The sequence below is a fragment of the Actinopolyspora lacussalsi genome (assembly GCA_030803735.1).
Classification (GTDB): domain Bacteria; phylum Actinomycetota; class Actinomycetes; order Mycobacteriales; family Pseudonocardiaceae; genus Actinopolyspora; species Actinopolyspora lacussalsi.
The window spans coordinates 1053219-1073965 of record JAURUC010000001.1 but is presented as its reverse complement, the minus strand read 5'-3'; the positions used below and the strand labels follow the sequence as shown (position 1 = coordinate 1073965).

Here is a 20747-nt window from a genome sequence, read left to right as displayed (position 1 = left end):
TTCCGCGAGCCGGGACCTGCCGTGCGGCAGTGGAAAGGGGAGCAGGTCACACCCGGTTCAGCAGTCCCCGCAGTCGTTGCCGGATGATGGTCATCTCCGGTATCGGCAACAACAGCATCAGTCCGAAGCCGAGGCCGAGCACGAGCGTGCCGCGAACTCCCAGGCCCACCCAGGCCGTGGCCACGTCACCGAGTCCGTGCATACTCCCTCCCAGCCAGTGCCAGACGAGGTACGCGACTCCGCATCCCACTACCGAGGCAAGCAGCGACCACCCAACCCCGACCAGGGTCCGTCTGGTCTGTATCCGCCCGAGTCGGATGTGCAACCACCACTGGCCCACGGCGGCGCCCACGAGGAAGCTCAACGACATGGCCAGTGCCACGCCGATCACCAGGTCGCGCGGATCCAACCACATCAGCAGCGTGTAGCACACGACGGTGCGGAACACGACCATGATCACGTTGATCAGCATCGGCGTCCGGGCGTCCTTCATCGCGTAGAACGCCCGCAGCTGCAGCATCGTGATCGAGAACGGCACGATTCCGGCCGCTGCCACGCCGAGCGTGATCCCGAGACGGTCCGCGGCGCCGACACTGCCCTGGCCGAGCGAGAAGAACGCCACCCCTATACCCGATCCCGCCGTGAGCATGAACGCGCTCACCGGCATCAGCAGGATCGCACTCAACCGCGACCCCAACCCCACGTCGCGGACGAATCCCTCGGTGTCCCCCTCGGCTATCGAACGACTGATTCGCGGCATCAGCGCCTGCAGCAGTGAGACCCCCAGCACCCCGTAGGGAACCTGCGAAAGCAGCCACGCGTAGTGGAACGTCGCCACGCTTCCCGACGTGCCCTGTCCGGCCACCCGGATGGTCACGATCATGCCGATCTGGCTGACAACGGTGTAGAGCACCACCCAACCCGCGAGCGAACCGAACTCCGCCAGCCGCCGGTCCCAACCCCACCGCCAACGGAACCGGAAACCGGTTCTACGCAGCGAGAGCACCATCACCGCACTCTGTGCCGCGATTCCGAGCATCGTGCCCAGTCCCAGAATCAACAGCTTCGCCTGCCCCATCCGCACCGGATCGGCCGATATCTCGCCGGGAGTCACCGCGTACAGGCTCACCGTGGCTATGATCACCAGGTTGTTCATCACCGGTGCCCAGGCTGGTGGGCCGAACACCTGACGTACGTTGAGAATGGCCATCAGCAGTGCCGACAGGCCGTAGAACACGATCCCCGGCAGCAGTAGGTAGGCGAAGGCCGTGGTCAACCCGCTGTTGGCACGGGTGTGCGAGCCGAGGTACAGCTCGGTCAGCAGCGGCGCCCCCAGCACTGCCAGTGTCGTTGCCGTCACCAGCAGAACCACGCCCATCGTGATCATCCACTGCGCGTAGGACTCGCCCTCCTCCGCACTGTTCTGCCGCGCGCCCACCAGCAGCGGAACGGCCACGCTCGTGAGCACGCCCCCCAGAAGCAACTCGTTGACCACGGTGGGCAGGGTGTTGGCCACGGTGTAGGAGTCGTTGATCATTCCCAGACCGAGTACCCACACCAGCAACACCTTGGCGAACAGTCCGCTGATCCTGCTGGCCATGGTGGCCACGGCCATGGCGCCGCTGGCGCTGCCCAGCGACGGCGTTCGCCCACGTGGTGGACGCTGGCGCTGCTCGACCACGGAAGTTCCCCCTGGCTGAAGTACGGCTGCTCAGGCACCGCCGAATCCGGTTGGTCAAACCGTAACGAAGCACTGAGCCGGTCGCGGGTTCGAAAACGCTCAACCACGTGATTCCGATGGAAAACTTCCGGTGCGAGCTGGGCTTCTCGGGCGCATACTGACCCCTCCGGGGGAGTCGTGCCGACTCGACAGGGGAGGGGTGATGGGCGGTTCTCCGGTGTTTTCCGAAGATCTTCCGGCAGAGGTGCGGATACTGGACAGTTGGCGCCGTGCGGGGGTGGACTGCGCGGTGGGGGAGCTGCGCGGGTTGTTCTACGGCTTCGCGCGGTTGGCGGGCCCGTCCAGCGGCTGGAGTCGTTATCGCCCCGGCCGGGTGAGCCGCGGTGGTGGTGAGGCGCTGGCCCCCGAGAAATTGGGGGGCTGGGTGGTGCTGGAGTTCGGACCGAGTGAGCGATTCTGGTCCCAGGAAGTGCGCGCCCGATTTCTCGGGGGAATCGGCGAACTGTCCGGGATGGACCGATGGGGGTGGGCCTGGGGGCTGAGTCGCATCCACGAGGAGGTCGACGAGTTCGTCGACGCGCAGCTCAGCCGTGGTTAGTGCGGTCCTCCCACCTCCCCGGGCGATGCCATCCACGTTCACATAGCCACACCAGGCCGACCACCGCCAGATTGACCGCGGCGAGGATCAGGTAGGACGGTCCACCCGCACCCACCGATCTTTCGTACGTGGACGTGCCGCCGTCGGCGAACAGCGAATTGAGCAGTGTCACCACGAGGTTGTTGCAGACGTGGAACGCGATCGGTGCTTCGAGACCTCGGCTGATCACCGCCATCAGGCCCGTACAGACACCGACGACGGTGAAATAACCCAGTAGCCACGGATCGGCCGACCCGTGGATGAGCGCGAACACCATGCTCGACCCCACCAGCCCGGTGAGCAGCGCCCAACGTGCTGCGGGAACCCATGACGCGATCGCAGGCAGCATCGTGCCGCGGAAGATGAGTTCCTCACCGGCGGCCTGTAGCGGGGTGGTCAGCACGACGACGAGGAGAAGCGCCACCGTCGTGTTGGTGATCTCGAAGCCGGTCCAGCCGGTGTCGCCCGGAGCGACGAGCGCCACCAGCGCGACACCCGCGGCGACCAGCAGAGTGGAGCCGCCGGAATACACTTTCCAACGTCGGGAGTCCAGCCGTCGCGACGAGCTCAGGAGGCTGTGCCAGGGCACCTCGGCGAGCCGTACCACGAATGACAAGGCCAGCAAGCCTGTCACCCCTACGCTGAGATTGTTCGCCAGAAGCGTCAGTGGCGTCATCTCGTTCGTGAGCGGATCGTCCCTCCCCGCGATCACCGCGGCCGCGTAGTAGAACACGATCTGCAGCAGGACCATCACCACCGGCAGTACCGAGACGATGACCAGGGGTTTCCACCAGTTCATCCGGACATGGGCGCCGAACGGTCGGGATGTGTCGATCGGCGGGGCGGAGGCGTCGAGGGGACGAGTAGGCATTGCGCACTCCCGGGGAGTTCGTGGTCGGCGAGAGGCACGGCGGCGCTTCGCGATCAGTTCGCCGCACCGTCGAGCAGCCAGTGGTATCGCAGGCGGAGGGCTCGTTCCACACCGGCTACCGCAGCCGAGGCGCCGAGCGTGAGGTTGAGCCACAGCGGCGGTTGGATCGGGGATTCGAAGCTTCCGAAGCGCTGGGCGACGGGTGGGATCTGCGAAACCGGTTCGACGATCTGCAGGAGGAGTAGGCAGGCACCGATCAGGAGCAGGACCAGCGAGAGGAGACCGATACCGCGGCTGACCACGGGATGTTCCCGCTCCAGGCGTGCGCGGCGTCCTTCCGCCGATCGGGAATCGGGGACGAGCTGCTTCTCGGCACCGCCGGTGGTCACGTAGTGGCAGCGCTTGATCCCGAAACCGCTCATCGCCACCTCGATCGTGCCGCCCTCGACGGGAAACACGGCGGGGAGCTTCGAGACGGCGTGCTGCCGATCGTCGAGGTAGAGGTGCGCCTCGACCTTCCCGGAACCCTGGTTCTGCCAGTGCCGCACGTCGACCGCGTAGTCCACCTGGGTCCCCGAGGGGCGCGGCAGACGGAGTCGGAACAGCGCGCGTCCCGGCAGCTGCCACCAACGGAAGCGTTGCAGTGCTCGACCGTCACCCTCGCGTACACGTCTCGCGGCACGTCGACGTCGCCACTCCTCGAACACGAACACCTCTCCAATTCCCTTGGTGGAATACTCCAACACACCGTGTTGGTTTGCTGAAGTCACGCTAGCACAGCGTACTAGTACAGTGTGTTGGAGGAGGTTGAGGTTGACGGCGGACGAGCAGGACATGAGTTCAAGGGACAGGATCATCGCGGCGGCCGCGGTGATGATCAGCGAGGACGCGGGGGCACGGCTCAGCGTGCGCGCGGTGGCGGAGCGGGCCGGTGTCAGCACCGGATCGCTCCGCCACCACTTTCCGACGCAGCGTGCGTTGCAGGACGCGGTGCTCGCACGCGTCTACGACGAGGTGGTCTCGGACGATCGGATCCACGACCGGACCGTCCCCGCCAGGGAACGGCTGATCGACTGTCTGCGGCTCGTGCTGACCCCCACGGTCGGCGAACAGGCGCGGGAGGCCTGGATCACGGTCTTCCGGACTTTCATCGTCCCCGAGCAGACCGATGAGGTCCGCGCTGCGTACCTGGGCATGGAGCGCGAGGGACAGCGTCGTGTCGAGTACTGGTTGAGCGTCCTGGTCGAGGAGGGCGCGCTCGCCGACGGCGACAACACGCGACGCGCCAGGTTCCTCTGTACCGTCCTCAATGGCCTGTCGATCGAGCGGGCGCTCCCGGCCGAGGAGTCGATCCTGCGGTCCGAGGCAGAGACGCTCCACACCGCGGTCGATTGCGTCCTGGGTTCTCCCGCTTGAGTACGCACCAAAGCGATCGGTGGACCGCTCGAACCGGGCTGAAACGTTCGGTGTGGGCGAGGTCTGCAGCCCACGGACGTGGTCGAGATACCGGCCGAAGTTCCGCCGTACGTGTTTCGTGGGATGTGGCGACGCCGGCCTGGTCCGACGGTCGACGATCGGACCGACCGCCGGACACGAGATCGACGGAGCGCCGGAGTCTCACGTCGCGCCGATCCTCACTTCAGCAGCGAGCGGGCCATCACCATGCGCTGGACCTGGTTGGTTCCCTCGTAGATCTGGGTGATCTTGGCGTCGCGCATCATGCGCTCGACCGGGAAGTCGCGGGTGTAGCCGGCTCCACCGAACAACTGCACCGCGTTGGTGGTGACCTCCATGGCCACGTCCGAGGCGTAGCACTTCGCCGCGGCGGAGATGAAACCGAGGTTGCCCTCCTCGCGCTCGGCACGTGCCGCCGAGACGTAGATCATGTGGCGAGCCGCCTCGATCTTCATCGCCATGTCGGCGAGCATGAACTGCACACCCTGGAAGTCGGCGATGGCCTGTCCGAACTGCTTGCGCTCCTTGACGTAGTCCACGGCGGCGTCGAGTGCTCCCTGCGCGATGCCCAGTGCCTGCGCCCCGATCGTGGGGCGCGTGTGGTCCAGGGTTCGCAGCGCGGTCTTGAAGCCGGTTCCCGGTTCACCGATGATGCGGTCCTCCGGGATGGTGCAGTCGTTGAAGTGGAGTTCGGCGGTCGGTGACCCCTTGATCCCGAGCTTTTTCTCCTTGCCGCCGACCTCGAAGCCCGGGTCGTCGGCGTGGACGACGAAAGCGCTGATCCCGTTCGGGCCCTTGTCCGGGTCGGTGACCGCCATGACCGTGTACCAACTGGACTCCCCACCGTTGGTGATCCAGCACTTGGTGCCGTTGAGTACCCAGTCGTTGCCGTCCCGGCGTGCCCGCGTCTTCATCGCGGCCGCGTCCGAGCCCGCCTCCCGCTCGGAAAGCGCGTAGGAGGCGGTGTGCTCACCCGCCGCGATGGAGGGCAGCACCTTGTGCTTGAGGTCCTCGGAGGCCGACAACAGGATCGGCATCGTGCCGAGCTTGTTCACCGCCGGGATCAGTGAGGAAGAGGCGCAGACCCTGGCCACCTCCTCGATGACGATGCAGGTGGCCACGGAGTCCGCTCCCTGCCCGCCGTAGGCCTCCGGAACGTGAACCCCGGCGAACCCCGACTTCGACAGCGCGTGGAAGGCCTCCCTCGGGTAGCGTTCCTGCTCGTCGCACTCCGCCGCGTAGGGTGCGATCTCCTTCTCCGAGAGAGAGCGAACAGCCTCCCGGAGCGCTTCGTGCTCTTCGGAGAGCTGGTAGGTGTCGAAGCTCGATTCCACGAGAGAGTCCTCCTGGTATGTGACACGGCCGTAGCCGGGCTTCCTGCTGTTTCTGACTTGGGAACACACCTGAGATTGGCATCGAGTGCCGTGGTGCGGCATGTTGTCGCGATGCTAGCGGCACTGAGTGCCATCAGCAATCCTGGCCTGTTACATTCCCGGCATGTCCGAGGGGAACTCCGGTGAGTCCAAGCCGCGCGCAGGCCGTACGGCGGACGGACGCCGTCAACTGCGTGGTGCGCTGGCCGTGGCCGCGCTCGACCTGTTCGCCGCCAAGGGCTACGAGTCCACCACCGTCGAGGACATCGTGGCGGCGGTGGGGGTCGGGCGACGTACGTTTTTCCGGCACTTCCGTTCCAAGGAGGAAGTGGTGTTCCCGGACCACGACGAGCGTCTCGCCGGGGTCGTACGCGAGCTCGAACAGGCCGGGGAATCCGAGCCGCCGATGGCGGTGGTGTGCCGTACAGCGGAGACGGTGCTGGACATGTATCTGGCCGATCCCGAGGTTTCGTTGAAGCGTTTCGAACTGACCAGGCAGGTTCCCTCGTTGCGTGACCGCGAGATCGTCAGCATCGATCGCTATCAGCGGGTCTTCGCACGTTATCTCCGACAACGGTTCTCGGAGCCGCCCGACGCGGAGCTGCGGGCCGCTGTCACCGCCGCCACGGTCGTGGCCACGCACAACCACGTGTTGCGTCGTTGGCTGAAGAGCGGGGGAGGGTTCGACGCGCGTGCGGCGCTGCGGGAAGCGCTGCACGAAGTGACGGCCGAAGACACGCGCGTCTCGTCTCCGGAGTCGGCCACCGACACCGGAGAGGTCGTTGTCGGCGTCGTTCGTACCTCGACATCCGTTCACACGGTGCGTGACCGGATCGAGAGTGTGCTGCGCGAGATGGACGGGAACGACTCGGACTGAGCAAGCCGCTCCGATACTCGACGTGTGCCGTAGTACGTTTTCGATAAATTACATCTGTCGTTTCAGTGTTGACCGAAATAAAAACACAACATCAAACAGGCCAAACCACGAAAAGAAACCAATAACGCTTCAGAGCACAAGAGGACAGTTACAGCTCAAGAGTCATGTGGACGCTGTTGGCGCTGGGTGCATAGTCCCCGAACGGTTCGCAGATCCGGAATCCGGCGGATTCGTACAACAGGCGAGCGGGAGTGAAGGCCGCGTTGCTCCCGGTCTCCAGGCTTATCCGTGAGTAGCCGTTCGAGCCTGCCCACTCCACGAGCTGACGCAACATCGTTCGTCCCACACCGCGTCCCCGGGCCGACTCCGTGGTGTGCATCGACTTGAGTTCCAGGTGGAACGGTTCGATCCGTTTGAGCGCGCCGATGGCCAGCAGCTCGGAGCTGTCGCGCAGGCCGAAGAAGGAGACGTCCTTCGAGTCGAGGCCCGTTTCGTCGAGCGCATAGCACTCCTCGGCCGGGCTGTGGTCCCGAGTGAACCTCAGGTGCCGGCCGAGCAGTTCCCTTGCTTCCGTGGAGTTGGGATCCTCGGTTCTGATCTCGAGATCGCTCATCAGTGGCATTCTGTCACGCTGTGCTTCCCGGGCCAGGGCGTTTCAGCACGGTTGTTCCGCTCTCTGTGCTCACCTCGTCACCGGGATCCGTTGCTGGTGCGTTCGGCGTGATCGCGGATGGTGTCGTTCACCTTCGACCAACGCGGTACGGTTTCGTTCGTCGTATGGCACCGGCAGGGCTCGTGCTCGACGACAGTCCGCGTAGCGCAAGGAGCAACGGTATGGACACGGCGGTTTTCACGTCTTTCGACGGTGCCGAGATCGCGTATCACACCTGGGAACCACGGGTAGCCGCCGAAGGGGTTCCTCGGGTAATGCTGCAGCACGGCTTCGCGGCGAGCACGGAGTCGAACTGGGTGGGGCCCGGTGTGGTCGATGCGCTACTCGAATCCGGTCGGCGGGTGGTCGGTGTCGACGCACGCGGGCACGGTCGTTCGCAGAAGAGCGGGGATCCGGCCTTCTTCGGTGAGCGGAACATGTCCCGTGACCACCAGGAGTTGTTCGATCGGCTGGAGCTGGCCGAGGTCGATCTGGTCGGCTACTCGATGGGTGCGATCGTTTCGCTGCTTACGGCCAGTCGGGATCGACGCGTTCGTCGCCTCGTCGTGGGTGGGGTCGGTGGGGCTGTCGTCGAGCTCGGCGGGGTCGACACCGGCGCGTTGGATGGTGGTGGGGAGCTGGTTTCGGCGCTGCGTGCCGACGATCCCACCAACCTGACCGGGCCGGCCGCGGAGTTCCGCCGGTTCGCCGAGGCCAACGGTGCCGATCTTCCCTCGCTGGCAGCGCAGGCTGCGGCGGTCCATGACACCCCGATCGAGCTGGACGCGATCACAGCCCCGACCGTGCTGATCGCGGGCACCGAGGACTACTTGGCCCGGAATCCCGAACGACTCGTCGAGGCACTTCCACACGCGACCCTGTCCACTCTCGCCGGGGATCACCTCGGTGTGGTGCGTGAGAAAGCTTTCGCCTCGACCATCGCCAGTTTCCTGGACGTGGGCTGATCACTCGCGCTCGAGGGTGCTGCCCGTGGTGTGGTGCAGTGAATTTATTCATGCTGTCATTTCAGTTTTGAATAAAATAAAAACCAAGTAAAACAACACCTACCAAATACGGAATAAATACTCAGTCATAACCGCGAACGAAGTGCGTCTCCTCAAGATCATCAGACTCCCACATGGTGGTGGTGTCGCTGAAGTGGTAGGCGCTCTGCCTCGGTATCCGCAGTGCTGCCGTCCGCATCGCTTCCTGATCGAGGGGAGTGGTGGTGACGGGGTGCTTGGCTTCGTTCTGCTCGGAGTGCACGGTGTACTCCTTAGCGGGAGGTGGTTGTATCCGCCCATCATGCGGCTCCCACGTTGCGTGCGCATTCCGATTGGCGTGTCCTCGAGGTAAACGTACTCGGATTGAGGAACGTCACCGCGACTCGTTCCGCATCTCACAACTTCGCAGCGCTCGTGGGGAGTCGTGGCTTGTGCTGCCTAGAGTTGATTCTCGGACGGATGACGCGGCGCTGGGAGTGAGGTACACGGGTGCACGGTGAGTACAAGGTTCCGGACGGGAAGCTGGTTTCGGCCGATGTGGAGGTGGTGGACCAGCGATTGAGTCGGGTGCGGATCAGTGGGGATTTCTTCCTGGAGCCCGACGAGGCGTTGGAAGATCTCAATCGGTCGTTGCGGGGCGCCTCCGTGAATGCGGACACCGAGACGCTGACCGCTCTTGTCCGGCAGGGACTCGACCCCGAGGCACGGTTGGTGGGGTTCACCGTCGAGTCCGTGGCCGTGGCGGTGCGGCGCGCGGTGACCGGGTCGACGGGGTGGCTCGATCACGAGTGGCGGTTGGTGCGGGAGTCGGCTCGTTCGCCGTTGATGCACATGGCGTTGGATCAGGTGTTGGCCGAGGAGGTGGCGGCCGGGAACCGGCCTCCCACGTTGCGCTTCTGGGAGTGGGCCGCTCCGTCGGTGATCATCGGCAGTTTCCAGTCGGTGCGCAATGAGGTGGACGTGCCCAGCGCCGAACGGTACGGGGTGGAGGTGGTTCGACGTATCACCGGTGGTGGTGCGATGTTCGTCGAACCGGGCAACACCGTGACCTACTCGCTGTACGCACCGAGTTCGCTGGTGGCGGGAATGTCGTTCGCGGCCTCGTATGCCTTTCTCGACGACTGGGTGCTGCAGGTGTTGCGGGAGTTGGGGCTGAACGTGTGGTACCAGCCGCTCAACGACATCACTTCTGACGGCGGCAAGATCGGTGGTGCGGCGCAGAAGCGGGTGGCGGCGGGGGCTGTACTGCATCACGTGACGATGTCCTACGACGTGGATGCGGAGAAGCTGGGGCAGGTGCTGCGGGTCGGTGGAGTGAAGCTCTCGGACAAGGGGGTCGGCAGTGTCGTCAAGCGGGTGGATCCGCTGCGGCGTCAGACCGGGTTGGAGCGGCAGATGGTGATCGATCGGCTGGTGGGCGGTTTCGGTGCCCGATACGGACTTGTCGAGGACCGCATCACCGAGAACGAGCAGCGCCGTGCCAAGGAGCTGATCTCCGAGAAGTTCGCCACCGAGGAGTGGTTGCACCGGGTTCCGTGAGCCGTGATTTCCCGGGCCGTGGGGATGGTGTGGGCTTGTGCGGTTTCGGGTGGCTTTACTGCCGGGTTCGCCCCTCAGGGCAGTGGGTTGGGCAGGCCCGGGGTGGTGCGTCGGCGGCGTAGCCATACCTTGCGGGTGCCGTCGGAGTACAGCAGCACGCGGGAGAGTTCCCAGCCGGCGAATTCGGCGTGGATGCTGAGCCTGGTCGCCGCGCTGAGCCGGGAGACCCCGGCTGGTAGGCGCAGCGGTTGGTACTCCCAGTCGGGGTCTGCCCCCGTGGATCCGGTGTCGGTCAATTTCGTACCACCTGTAGGCCGTCCCCGGTCGCCGAGGCGATGTAGATCGTCCCGGTTTGGGGGTTCACCGCCACCGAGTTCGGTTGTCTGACGGTCGGTAGGCGGTGGACTTCACGCGGTTGCCCGCCTGCCGTGTCGTAGCCGACGAGTTGGTTGCGTGCGGTCAGTGTGACCCAGGCTAGGTCGCGCCGGGGCGCGAACGCGAGTGCGTAGGGGGAGCCGGGAACGGGATAGCGCTGTTTCATGATCAGGGGGTCGGTGGCGAAGGCCATGATCTCCTCGCCGCGGGTGTCGATCGCCAGCACGCGGCCGAATTCGTCGGCGATCGCGTTGGTGGCGCCTTCACCGGCGCGTAGCGCTGGTTGCTTGTCGCCGGAGTTGATCTCGATCGGGGTCAGTGAGGTGGTGAGCCGGTCGAGAACGACGACTGTGGAGCCGCGTCGCACGAGGTCGTCGGCGCCGGGGAATCCGTCGACGCGTTGTTGGATCTCGCCGTCGCGCAGTATGGCGACGTCGTCGGTTTGTGAGCGGCTGACGAAGAGTTTGTCGCCGACGTCGAGTGCGTCGGTGGGCGAGCCCGGCACGTCGGTGCGTTGGGTGATCCGTGCGGTGTTCGGATCGATGCGGGCGACGGTGTTGGCCTCGGACAGTGCTGCCAGCAGGGTTGTTCCGTCCGGGCCGAGGCGCAGCGAGCTCGCCGGGGCGGGAAGTTCGACGGTGCGGGGTTTCTGTCCTGGTGCGTTGGTGTCGAACAGGCTGATTCGGGCTGTGTCGGTGTTGGTCAGGGCGAGGGTGTGTCGTCGTGGGACGAGCGTGATGTGTTCGGTGGCGGGGGCGGGTACGACCGTGCCTGCCGGTTGGGTGCGTGGTTGGGGGGCGGGGGCCGGTGTGGCAGAGGTGAGCTGGTCGGTGACCTGCAGTGGGCGGGAGGTGTTGTCGCCGGAGCATGCGGTCAGTAGTGCGACTGCGGCCAGACATGTGGTGATCAGGCGACGCAACGACGATCTCCCCTGGGTGTGCGGGAACGGACTGGTTCCCAGGGTCCCGCATTCGGTTGTGGGGTTGTGACAGGGTTGCTCGTCGCGGCGTGCGGGGGTACCCGGGGTGGGGTTGGTGGTTCAGTGGCCGTTGTGCGGGTCGCTGACGTCGTCGAGTGCGGCTTGGATGGCCGGTGGGAGAGTGATCTCCTCGCAGCCGAGGCAGGTTTTGAGTTGTTCGTGGGTGCGGGCGCCGAGCACGGGGGCGCCCACGGTGGGGCGGTCGCGGATCCAGGCGAGCGCGACGGCCGCGGGTGAGGTGCCGAGTCCGTCGGCGGCTGTGGTCACGGCGTGTGTGATGCGTGCGGCGCGGGTGGTGTCGTGGTGGTCGATGTAGGCCGTCAGGTTCGGGTCCGCACGGCGGGAGTCGGGTGGGGTTTCGTCGAGGTATTTACCGGTGAGGATGCCGCGGCCGAGTGGTGCTTGGGCGAGCGCGGAGAGCTGGTGGTGTTCGGCCGCGGGGAGGAGTCGGTTTTCCGGTGTGCGCCGCAGTAGGGAGTACTCGGTTTGAGTGCTGGCCAGTGGTAGGTGTGTAGGGAGTGTCCGGCGCAGTGTGGCGGTGGTGGCCAGTTGCCAGCTGTGTTGTTCGGACAGCCCGATGTAGCGCACTTTGCCGCTGCTGACGGCGTGTTGGAGTGTTTCCAGGGTTTCCTGCAGGGGGATGTTCGGGTTCCAGCCTCGTAGTTGCCACAGGTCGATGTGTTCCACGCGCAGGCGGCGTAGTGAGCCGTGCAGGCAGTCGAGCAGGTTGGTGCGGGATGTGCCTCGGGGCTCGGTTTGGGTGGCGATGGTCAGCCGTTCGCGCGGGACGGTGGTTTCCAGCAGTTCACCGAGGATGGCTTCGCTGCGGCCCTGTTGGTAGGTGGGTGAGGTTTCCAGCAGGGTTCCGCCGGCTTCGTGGAAGGTGGCCAGTTGGGCGGCTGCTTGGTCGGTGTGGGTGCTGTATCCCCAATTCATGGTGCCCAGTGCGAGTCGGGACACGTGTAGACCGGTGTTGCCGAGTTGTCGTTGTCGCACGAGGGCACAGCGTATTCCTGGTGTGGTCGTTTCGCTGTGTGTCGGGCCCGACACGATTCGTCCGCGTGGTGGCGCGTATCACAGCGCCGCTGTGGTGGTGGGGGGTGGGGCACGGGTGTTGCGTGGTGGGCTGCTTTTGCGGGAAAGCGGGTTTGCCCTGGAGGTTGTCGGTGGTGGGGGCGCTCCTGGGTTGGTTCGGGGGATGCTGCAAGATCTTTGGGGCGGGAGGGGTTGTAGAGATGGCGTCCCGGTTGGTGGGCGCGAAATTCGACTGTGCTGGAGTGGGTTTCGTTGACGTGGTTGCAGGCCGTGGTGCTTGCGGTGGTTCAAGGGCTGACTGAATTTCTGCCCGTCTCGTCGTCGGGGCATTTGCGGATCGTGTCGCAGTTGCTGTTCGACACCGATGCCGGGGCTTCGTTCACGGCGGTTACCCAGATCGGCACGGAGCTGGCTGTGGTGATCTATTTTTTCGGCGATATCGTGCGGTTGATCGGAACGTGGTTTCGCGGGATGGTCAACGCCGAGATTCGCCGGACGCAGGATTACCGGTTGGCGTGGTATGTCATCGTGGGTAGCATTCCCATCGGCATTCTGGGGTTCTTTTTTCAGGATCTCATTCGTGGTGCGTTGCGCAGTTTGTGGATCACCGCTACGACGTTGATCGTGTTCGGTCTGTTGTTGGGGGTGGCCGAGCGTTACGGGCCGCAGTTGCGTAAGCAGGCGGAGTTGCGGCTCAGCGATGGTGTGCTGATGGGGTTGGCGCAGTCGTTGGCGCTGGTGCCGGGTGTTTCCCGGTCCGGCGGCACGATCACCGCGGGGTTGGCGTTGGGGCTGAACCGGACCACGGCGGTGCGGTTCTCCTTCCTGCTGGCGATTCCGGCGGTGTTCGCCGCGGGGTTGCTGGAGCTGGGTCATGTGTTCAATCCCGAAGGGCCGGGTGTGCAGCCCAGCGGTCCGCAGATGCTGGTGGCCACGATTCTGGCCGGTTTGGTCGGTTACGCCTGCATCGCGTGGTTGTTGCGGTATGTGGAGAAGCACAGCGTTTACCTGTTCGTCTGGTGGCGTGTGGTTGTCGGTGTGGCGGTGTACGTGCTGTTGACGTTCGGGGTGCTGCAGGCCTGACCCAGCGGGGCCCGGGCGGCACGTATGCTGGCGCCGTGGCGACGGTGATTTTGCTGCGACATGCCCGTTCGGCGGCCAACGGCGCCGGTACGCTCGCCGGTCGCACGCCTGGTGTCGGGTTGGACGAGCGCGGGAGGGAACAGGCGATCGGCCTCGCCGAGCGGCTTGCGCCCGTCCCGTTGCGAGCTTTGGTGGCTTCTCCGTTGCGGCGTTGTGTCGACACGCTGTCCGGGCTTTCCGGGCAGCGTGGTCTGGCGGTGGAGACCGAGCAGGATCTGGCCGAGGTCGACTACGGTGACTGGACCGGGCGTTCGGTGCGGGAGTTGAGTGAGGAGCCGCAGTGGAAGGTGGTGCAGCAGCATCCTTCGGCCGCGGTGTTTCCCGGTGGTGAGGGGCTGGCCGGGGTGCAGGCCAGGGCCGTGGCCGCGGTACGTGCGCACGACGCGCGGTTGGCGGCCGAGTACGGCGAGGAAGCGGTGTGGTTGGCGTGCACGCACGGCGATGTGATCAAGGGGATTCTGGCCGACGCGTTGGGGCTGCATCTGGACGGTTTCCAGCGGATCGTGGTCGAGCCGTGCTCGTTCAGCGTGGTGCGCTACACCGACACGAGGCCGTTCGTGCTGCGGATCAATGACACCGGGACCGACCTGTCTGGGCTGTTGCCCGCCGATCGGAAGGATACCTCGGGCGATGCCGTGGTTGGGGGGTCGACGGGCGGTTGACTGGTTCGCGCCGTTATCCCGTGCTCGATTTGAGCGCGTTTCTGGTGGGCTCGTGGTCGTTGCACCGAACGATTCTCTCGCCGGAGGGGGAGCGGTGGGGTGAGTTCACCGGTTCGGCATCGTTCGCACCCGCTGGTGAGGTGTTGACCTATGGGGAGCGGGGAACGCTGCGGCTCGGTGGTTATCAGGGCTCGGCTTTTCGGCAACTGCGGTATCAGCTGACCGGGCCGGGGCAGGCCGCGGTGTATTTCGACTACGGGGATTTCTTCCACGAGTTGGATCTGCGTGAGGGGCACTGCGACACCACTCATCCGTGTCGCGACGATCTCTATCGCGGTGAGTTCGAGGTGCTCGACGCCGACACGTGGTGGCAGTGTTGGGAGGTCTTCGGGCCGACGAAGAACCACACGCTGCGTACCGAGTTCCGCCGCGGCGACTCCGGGGGACGGGGAATGTGAATGCGTCACCGTGTCGAACTCCGCGGTGACGACGAGCTCGAGCTGTTGAGTTCGGCGGGTGCTGCCGTGGCAGCCGCGTTGACGGGCGTGGGCGAGCGGGTACTTCCCGGGGTGTTTCCTGCGGACCTCGAACGGGCCGCGGTGGCGTCGCTGACCGAGTGGGGCGCGGCGCCGGCGGTACCGATCCCCGGTGGTGGCGCACGTGCGTTGTCGCTCTCGCGTAACGACGTGGTCTGTGGTGGCCCACCAGCGGGGGAGTGTCTGCGTGTCGGTGAACTGGTGACTGTGGAATGTGCGGCGAGCGTGGCCGGTTGGTGTGCCTGGTCGGCGTTCGGGACGTCGGTGGGGGTTCCCGCCGAGTCGGACCTCCGGTTGACGGAGACGGCTGCCGAGGCTGTGCGCAGCGGCATCGGAGCCGTGTCTGTGGGCAACCGGTTGGGGGAGGTAGCGCACGCGATCGGGGTGGTCGCGCGGGGTGCCGGCTGCGGCATGCCGGTGGGGTGCGGCTACGGGATCGGCCGCCGGGTGTGTGAGGGCCCCGTGGTTCCGGCACCCGGGAAGCGGTCGACGGGTGTGACGTCGCGTCCGGGACTGGTGTTCACGGTCGTGGCCGGGGTTTGCGACAGCGGCAGTGACGAGGTGGTGCGCGGGCAGGACGGTGTCGTGGTCACCGGTGACGGCAGTCGGGCGTGCGTGTTCGGCCACACCGTGGCGGTCACCCGCTGGGGGCCGCGAGTGCTGACCAGCTCGTGATCACCGGCGTTTTCTGCTGAGCAGGGATCGCGGCACCTCGGCCGGACACGGTGGGCGAGGTCGGGTTCGTTGATCGCGGTGCTGCCGAGTGCAACCCGGACGGACTGGGTAGTTTCACGGATGCCCGGTCACGGGTGAGCTCGTCACCGTGGGGGTATGAGCGGACGGCGACTCGTGGCACGGATCTACCGCGAGCTGATCAGCGGCGTGGTGCTGGCGCTGTTGACCGCGTCGTGCTGGTGGGGCTGGATGGCGTGGGACCACATTTATCACACCGACCCTGCGACGGGGACGGCCAGCGGCCCGTACCAGGCGTGGCAGGTGATCGGCTGCGTGGTGTGCCTGATCGGGCTGGGGGTGTTCGCCACTGTCAGACTTCCCTGGTGGCTGGTGCTTGCGATCATGCCGCTGTCGTTCACCGCGGCGTGGTCGTGGACGGCCGCCAACACCGACAGCACCGGGCTGTGGGGTGTCGGCGCGGTGCTGGTCTTTACCGGCATGCTGGCCGGAACGGGGCTTGTCACCGGACTGACCACCGCCGTTCGTTCCAGCAGGATGCGAACCGGGTGACACTCGGCGCGCTCGACCTGGTGCTGAATGCTGAACGTCGACGACGAGCTCTGCACCTCTGCGCCGTGGCGTACAACTCATCGAGTTGGGTGAAGCAGCCGTGCGGGGGTGAACGATCGGCGTAGCAGCAGCACGGTCGTTACTGTCAGGCCGCCCGCCGCGGTGATGGCCAATGCCGGCCCGATGGCGGAGGCCAGGGCCCCGACGACCGCGGTGCCGAGCCCCTGGGCCGTCATGAGTCCGCTACTGAACAGACCGAAACCTCGTCCACGCAGCTGTTCGGGAACGAGTTCGGCGAAAGCCGCCTGCAACGGCAGCGAATAGGAGACACATGTTCCTTCGGCGACGAGCAGGACCATCGCGATGACGGGTCCGGGGCGTGCGGCGAAGGCGAGCAGTGGTGTACCGGCCAGCAGGGCGAGCGGGAGGGCCAGGCGTGCGCGCGTGGCGGGGTGGAACAGCCGGGCGATAGCCACATCTCCGAGCACCATGCCCACCGGCAGCGCCGCGAGGAGATAGCCGGCAGTTCCCTCCGGAAGGCCGGCGCGTGCGGCATAGGCGACCAGAGTTGCCTCGGCCCCGGCCAGGGCCGCGATCGGCAGCCACAACCCCAGCAGCAGGCCGCGCGTATTGCGGTTGCTGCGTAGTAGACGCACATTGGTGCGCCACGTCTCGATGGCGGTCGTGCCCAATGCGAGCTCGGGTGTTCGGGCCGCGCGGTGGTGCAGACCGAGCCGCCAGAGAGCCGCGGCCAGCAGGTAACTGCCAGCGGCCAGCAGCAAAGCGGTGTGCGGCCCCAGCAAGGCCAGCAACACGCCTCCTACCGCGTAGCCGGCGATTTGCGTGGTTGAGGAGATCGTCTGCACGATCGATCGCCCGAGCACGTAGCGGTCTCCGGTCAGGATCTCCGGCAGCAGGGCCCCGGTCGAGGCCGACCGAAGTGGGGAGAGGGTTCCGGCCGCGGCCAACACCAGCAGCACTGCCCAGACGGGAAGCCATGCCGCGGCAAGGATCCCGGTGATCGCGGTCTGCAGCAGGTCGTAGGCAACGAGCAGCTGGCGTGGGCGTAGCCGATCTGCCAGGGCCGTCAGCGTGCTGCCGCCGATCGCTTGCGGGATGAATCCGGCGCCGAAAGCTACCGCGCTCAGCAGAGCCGAGTCGGTCGCCTCGAAGACCAGCACCGACAGCGCGAGGGCCCGCAGCGTCTCGGCCAGCAGCATGAGCAGGTTGCCCACCAGGACAATCCGGAACTCGGGTTCGGCCAGAATCTCGCCGTACGTCGTACTCCCGCGTTCCGTTCGGTGCTGCACAGCCATCGCGCCAGCCTCGGCCCAAAAGGAACGACGCGCAAAGCCTTTTACGCGTTCGATCACCTACCCGATCTCATGATCGTGCTCGGTTACGACGGCTCGGGAACACTTTTGCACGTTTCCTGAACGGAAACAGGGTGAGGCAGATGAGGTGGGTGGCGCCGCGGATATACCTCGTGAGGTTTGCGCACTGGTAATCGCCGGGTTCTGGCGGAAGGTGCTGTTTCGCTTTTTCATGTTGCCCCGGCGGATGTGCGTGTGTTGGGTCCGGTCCGGAGGTCTCTCACGGGAGCAATCATGGTGCTGACCCGGACTCGTCCGAAAACATCGGGGCGCCGACGCCGACGCGACCGCTAGCCTAGGAGGCACGATGATCCGAGAACGTAGGGATGAGGACCTCGACCGGCTGTGCGACCTGCTGGGCGAGCTGGACGAGCACGCCCGCGTGCTCGGAACACGGCACCCCCGGGACTGGCTGCAGGAGGTCGAGGCCGAGCGCTCCTGGGTGTTCGACCAGGCACCGGTACGCGTCGCCCCGACCCGCAACGTGGTCGGCCACGTCCAAGTCTCCCCACCGCCCGAGGCCCGCTGGGTCCGCGACGTCGCCGCGCAGACCTCTCGGCAGGTCGACGAGCTGCTGGTGATCGGGCGACTGTTCGTGAAACCGGCCAAGCACGACTACGGCATCGCGCGGTACCTGCTCAAGGAATCGGTGAAACACGTCGAAACACGCGGGAGGCTGCCCGTGCTGGATCCCGCCGACCTCGCCCTCATCCCACCGTCGCTGCCCACCAAGCTCGGCTTCACAGAACTCCACACCGAAGATCACACCCCCAGCCCCCTGATCAGGGCAGAGTGACCCACGAGGCCACCCCACCCGTTCACGGCCCCGCCCACGACCCGCGCACGGACAACCAGAGCCTCCACATCCAACGGAACCCTCACCTCTCATCCCACCTCTACGGGGTCACCGTCACAACCTGCTTCAACCGGGAACCGCGGGGGTCAGAGACGGTGTGGCCCACTGCTGCGGCGGCGCGACCGGGGACGTGCACCGGGCGAATCATTGCTTGTCACCCTCGTGGTCACAGCAGTCGTCGCCTTCGGCAGGGTGGTTGCCGGCCAGTGCCGTAGTAGGGGCGCAGCAGCCGTCGCCGCGCCAGGCTTCCCGGCCTTCCCTGACCGCGACCGCGGCGATGACCAGCGCCACGATCGGATCGGCCCAGGACCATCCGAACACGGCGTTGAGGACCAGCCCGACCAGCAGCACCCCGGAGAGGTAGCTGCACAACAAAGTCTGCTTGGAATCGGCCACCGCACTGGCCGACCCCAGCTGACGTCCGGTGCGCCGCTGGGCCAACGACAAGCCTGGCATGATCACTACCGACAGGGCCGCCAGCACGATGCCCACCGTGGAGGACTCGGCCTCGGCTCCGCCAACCAGGGAGCGAACCGCCTCGACGGTGACGTAGGCCGCCAACACGAAGAACGACACCGCGATGATCCGCAACGCGGTGCGCTCCCGCGCCTGACGGGTCGCGACTTGGCGGGCGGAGAACTGCCATGCCACCGCCGCCGCCGAGGCCACCTCGATCGTCGAATCCAGCCCGAACCCGATCAACGCCGTCGACGAGGCCAGCGTGCCAGCGGTGATCGCCACGACAGCCTCGATCACGTTGTAGGAGATCGTGGCCGCCACCAGCAGCCGGATCCGCCGGGACAGCACCGCCTGCCGCCGCGATTCCGGCCCCACCGCGGTGGCGCCCGCGGAAGCCGCACCCGGCTGCGGGGTGCAGCACCCATCGACACACCCGGTCTCACCCGTGCTCCCGAGCTGCAGATGGTAACGCGAGGAGCCCGCCGTCATCAGGCAGTCACCTCCCGGACCTCGTCCCGCGCGTGAGCGTCCTCGGTAGCGCACGCATCGCTCGGCTCCACCGCCAGCACCACCTGCACCAGCTCGGACAGCGCCTGGGCCAAATGCTCATCGGCCAGCGCGTAATGCACCTGCCGTCCCTGATACGTGGCCACCACCAGCCCGCAGCCACGCAGACACGACAGGTGGTTGGACACATTCGACCGTGACAGCCCCAGCTGCTCGGCCAACTGGGCCGGATAGTGCGCCCCGTCCAGCAGCCGCACCAGAATCCGGCACCGCGTCGGATCTGCCAACGCCCGTCCCAACCGGGCCAGCACCGCCTCCCGCGTCTCACACGTCAACATACGCGCAACGGTACATCGAACACTGAACTACAGTCCAGGCTGAACTGTTCATGTTCTCCTGTACGGGAGCGCGTCACCGACCGATGGTTCGCGAGACATCCACGTTCGTGGAGCGTTTCCGCGGTGGGTCGATTGATCGTGCGAGTCTCCGGCCGGTGTCGGTAAGCTCGGCGGCATGTCCCAGATCGACTTCGTTTCTCGCGTGGGCGTGTGGTGGACCAGCGACCTGTGGTCGATCAACGATGTGCTCACCCGTGCCCGTGAGATCGAGCGGCTCGGTTACGGTTCGCTGTTCTACGGCGAAGCCGGTGGTAAGGAGACCTTCACCCAGGCCGCCGCGCTGTTGGGCGGCACCGAACGTCTGGTGGTTGGCACCGGGATCGCCAACATCCACGCCCGCAGCGCCCCGGCCAGCGAGTCCGGTGCCCGTACCCTCGCCGCGCTGCACCCGGGCCGTTTCGTGCTCGGGCTGGGGGTCAGCCACGCCCCGCTGGTGGAGCACAGCTACGCCGGTTCCTACTCTCGACCGCTGAGCACCATGCGTGACTACCTGCGAACCATGGACGCGGTCCCGGACGGGATCGAACCGGGTGCGCAGCGCCCGGCCCGGCTGTTGGCCGCGCTCGGACCGAAGATGATCGAGCTGTCCGGTACCGCCGCCGACGGGGCGCACCCGTACCTGGTGACCCCGGAGCACACCGCGAACACCCGCGAGCGGCTCGGTCCCGACAAGTGGGTGGTCAGCGAGCAGGCTGTCGCGCTCACCACGGATCGGGAGGCCGGTCTGCGGCGTGCGCACCAGCACCTGCACATGTACTCGCAGCTGCCGAACTACCAGAACTCATGGCTGCGGCAGGGATTCGACGAATCCGACCTGGTCGTCGGCGGCTCGGACAAGCTGGCCGAAGGCATGGTCGCCATGGGAGACGCCGGGACGGTCGCCACGCACGTGCGGCGGCACCTGGAGGCGGGCGCCGACCACGTGCTCGTGCAAGTCCTCGACGACGACCCGCTGCCCGCACTGCGCGAACTCGCCCCCGCTCTCCAGCTGAAACAAAAGTCCGACCACTGGGAACGGTAGAACGCGAACCGTGCCCTTCGCGGACCCAGACTGCCCGTTTTGGCGTATTCGCACCACACAGCGATGTTG

General features: G+C 66.2%; 24 protein-coding genes. 12 read left to right on the top strand and 12 right to left on the bottom strand.

The window, feature by feature from the left end:
• Positions 1-46 precede the first annotated feature (46 nt).
• Positions 47-1681, bottom strand: coding sequence for a murein biosynthesis integral membrane protein MurJ (gene murJ, locus J2S53_RS04720; RefSeq protein ID WP_456239923.1), 1635 nt, complete (start codon positions 1679-1681; stop codon positions 47-49).
• A gap of 202 nt (positions 1682-1883) precedes the next feature.
• Here murJ and J2S53_RS04715 point away from each other — a divergent pair, with 202 nt between their 5' ends.
• On the top strand, positions 1884-2279 hold the full coding sequence (locus tag J2S53_RS04715) for a hypothetical protein (RefSeq protein ID WP_456239922.1): 396 nt from the start codon (positions 1884-1886) through the stop codon (positions 2277-2279).
• Here J2S53_RS04715 and J2S53_RS04710 read toward each other — a convergent pair.
• Both J2S53_RS04710 and J2S53_RS04705 read right to left on the bottom strand, forming a co-directional pair.
• Entirely contained in the window at positions 2266-3189 is a 924-nt protein-coding gene (locus J2S53_RS04710; protein WP_456239921.1) for a CPBP family intramembrane glutamic endopeptidase, read from the bottom strand. The two genes, J2S53_RS04715 and J2S53_RS04710, sit on opposite strands and share 14 nt — an antisense overlap.
• Positions 3190-3242: 53 nt before the next feature.
• A complete protein-coding gene (locus tag J2S53_RS04705) occupies positions 3243-3896 on the bottom strand; it encodes a hypothetical protein (protein WP_456242703.1) in 654 nt (217 codons plus the stop codon).
• Between the two features lie 127 nt (positions 3897-4023).
• On the opposite strand from J2S53_RS04705, the gene J2S53_RS04700 reads away from it, so the two are divergent.
• The gene (locus J2S53_RS04700) at positions 4024-4605 is read left to right on the top strand and encodes a TetR/AcrR family transcriptional regulator (RefSeq protein ID WP_456239920.1); all 582 of its coding nucleotides are present in this window, start codon (positions 4024-4026) and stop codon (positions 4603-4605) included.
• A gap of 218 nt (positions 4606-4823) precedes the next feature.
• Here the strand turns inward: J2S53_RS04700 and J2S53_RS04695 are convergent, their stop codons facing one another.
• Positions 4824-5978 (bottom strand): acyl-CoA dehydrogenase, encoded by a 1155-nt coding sequence (locus J2S53_RS04695; protein ID WP_092972597.1) that lies wholly within the window; start codon positions 5976-5978, stop codon positions 4824-4826.
• A gap of 163 nt (positions 5979-6141) precedes the next feature.
• Here J2S53_RS04695 and J2S53_RS04690 point away from each other — a divergent pair, with 163 nt between their 5' ends.
• Complete coding sequence (locus tag J2S53_RS04690; RefSeq protein ID WP_456239919.1) at positions 6142-6894, top strand: TetR family transcriptional regulator; 753 nt, start codon at positions 6142-6144, stop codon at positions 6892-6894.
• A 148-nt stretch (positions 6895-7042) separates the two neighbouring features.
• On the opposite strand, the gene J2S53_RS04685 is transcribed toward J2S53_RS04690, so the two are convergent.
• Positions 7043-7507 carry a GNAT family N-acetyltransferase gene (locus J2S53_RS04685; RefSeq protein WP_456239918.1) on the bottom strand — a complete coding sequence of 155 codons (465 nt, stop codon included), beginning with the start codon at positions 7505-7507 and terminating at the stop codon, positions 7043-7045.
• A 221-nt stretch (positions 7508-7728) separates the two neighbouring features.
• Here J2S53_RS04685 and J2S53_RS04680 point away from each other — a divergent pair, with 221 nt between their 5' ends.
• Positions 7729-8511 (top strand): alpha/beta fold hydrolase, encoded by a 783-nt coding sequence (locus tag J2S53_RS04680; RefSeq protein ID WP_456239917.1) that lies wholly within the window; start codon positions 7729-7731, stop codon positions 8509-8511.
• A gap of 121 nt (positions 8512-8632) precedes the next feature.
• On the opposite strand, the gene J2S53_RS04675 is transcribed toward J2S53_RS04680, so the two are convergent.
• Entirely contained in the window at positions 8633-8812 is a 180-nt protein-coding gene (locus J2S53_RS04675; protein ID WP_092972589.1) for a hypothetical protein, read from the bottom strand.
• A 227-nt stretch (positions 8813-9039) separates the two neighbouring features.
• Here J2S53_RS04675 and J2S53_RS04670 point away from each other — a divergent pair, with 227 nt between their 5' ends.
• Positions 9040-10089: a lipoate--protein ligase family protein gene (locus tag J2S53_RS04670; protein ID WP_456239916.1), complete on the top strand. Its 1050-nt coding sequence runs from the start codon at positions 9040-9042 to the stop codon at positions 10087-10089.
• A gap of 74 nt (positions 10090-10163) precedes the next feature.
• Here the strand turns inward: J2S53_RS04670 and J2S53_RS04665 are convergent, their stop codons facing one another.
• The 3 genes from J2S53_RS04665 to J2S53_RS04655 all read right to left on the bottom strand — a co-directional run bounded on the left by J2S53_RS04665 (position 10164) and on the right by J2S53_RS04655 (position 12439).
• Positions 10164-10385, bottom strand: coding sequence for a DUF5703 family protein (locus tag J2S53_RS04665; RefSeq protein WP_092972587.1), 222 nt, complete (start codon positions 10383-10385; stop codon positions 10164-10166).
• Positions 10382-11383, bottom strand: coding sequence for a YncE family protein (locus J2S53_RS04660; protein WP_456239915.1), 1002 nt, complete (start codon positions 11381-11383; stop codon positions 10382-10384). The genes J2S53_RS04665 and J2S53_RS04660 overlap by 4 nt, the downstream gene beginning before the upstream one ends.
• Positions 11384-11503: 120 nt before the next feature.
• Positions 11504-12439 (bottom strand): aldo/keto reductase, encoded by a 936-nt coding sequence (locus J2S53_RS04655; protein WP_456239914.1) that lies wholly within the window; start codon positions 12437-12439, stop codon positions 11504-11506.
• A 291-nt stretch (positions 12440-12730) separates the two neighbouring features.
• Between J2S53_RS04655 and J2S53_RS04650 the strand changes: the two genes are divergently transcribed.
• The 5 genes from J2S53_RS04650 (at position 12731) to J2S53_RS04630 (ending at position 16064) form a co-directional block, all read left to right on the top strand.
• Complete coding sequence (locus J2S53_RS04650; protein WP_130467285.1) at positions 12731-13561, top strand: undecaprenyl-diphosphate phosphatase; 831 nt, start codon at positions 12731-12733, stop codon at positions 13559-13561.
• 35 nt (positions 13562-13596) lie between these two features.
• Positions 13597-14283 (top strand): histidine phosphatase family protein, encoded by a 687-nt coding sequence (locus tag J2S53_RS04645; protein ID WP_456239913.1) that lies wholly within the window; start codon positions 13597-13599, stop codon positions 14281-14283.
• Positions 14284-14303: 20 nt separating this feature from the next.
• Positions 14304-14741, top strand: a complete 438-nt coding sequence (locus tag J2S53_RS04640; protein WP_456239912.1) for a DUF6314 family protein — start codon at positions 14304-14306, stop codon at positions 14739-14741.
• Positions 14742-15494: a M24 family metallopeptidase gene (locus J2S53_RS04635; RefSeq protein ID WP_456239911.1), complete on the top strand. Its 753-nt coding sequence runs from the start codon at positions 14742-14744 to the stop codon at positions 15492-15494. It begins immediately after the preceding gene.
• A 156-nt stretch (positions 15495-15650) separates the two neighbouring features.
• Positions 15651-16064, top strand: a complete 414-nt coding sequence (locus J2S53_RS04630) for a hypothetical protein (RefSeq protein ID WP_456239910.1) — start codon at positions 15651-15653, stop codon at positions 16062-16064.
• A 77-nt stretch (positions 16065-16141) separates the two neighbouring features.
• Here the strand turns inward: J2S53_RS04630 and J2S53_RS04625 are convergent, their stop codons facing one another.
• Positions 16142-17380, bottom strand: coding sequence for an MFS transporter (locus J2S53_RS04625; protein WP_456239909.1), 1239 nt, complete (start codon positions 17378-17380; stop codon positions 16142-16144).
• A 364-nt stretch (positions 17381-17744) separates the two neighbouring features.
• Here J2S53_RS04625 and J2S53_RS04620 point away from each other — a divergent pair, with 364 nt between their 5' ends.
• Positions 17745-18233, top strand: coding sequence for a hypothetical protein (locus J2S53_RS04620; RefSeq protein ID WP_456239908.1), 489 nt, complete (start codon positions 17745-17747; stop codon positions 18231-18233).
• 204 nt (positions 18234-18437) lie between these two features.
• Here J2S53_RS04620 and J2S53_RS04615 read toward each other — a convergent pair whose 3' ends face one another.
• Positions 18438-19241, bottom strand: a complete 804-nt coding sequence (locus J2S53_RS04615) for a cation transporter (RefSeq protein ID WP_456239907.1) — start codon at positions 19239-19241, stop codon at positions 18438-18440.
• Positions 19241-19597, bottom strand: a complete 357-nt coding sequence (cmtR, locus tag J2S53_RS04610) for a Cd(II)/Pb(II)-sensing metalloregulatory transcriptional regulator CmtR (RefSeq protein ID WP_456239906.1) — start codon at positions 19595-19597, stop codon at positions 19241-19243. The genes J2S53_RS04615 and cmtR overlap by 1 nt, the downstream gene beginning before the upstream one ends.
• Before the next feature lie 175 nt (positions 19598-19772).
• Here cmtR and J2S53_RS04605 point away from each other — a divergent pair, with 175 nt between their 5' ends.
• Positions 19773-20678, top strand: coding sequence for an LLM class F420-dependent oxidoreductase (locus J2S53_RS04605; protein ID WP_456239905.1), 906 nt, complete (start codon positions 19773-19775; stop codon positions 20676-20678).
• The last annotated feature ends 69 nt before the right edge of the window (positions 20679-20747 follow it).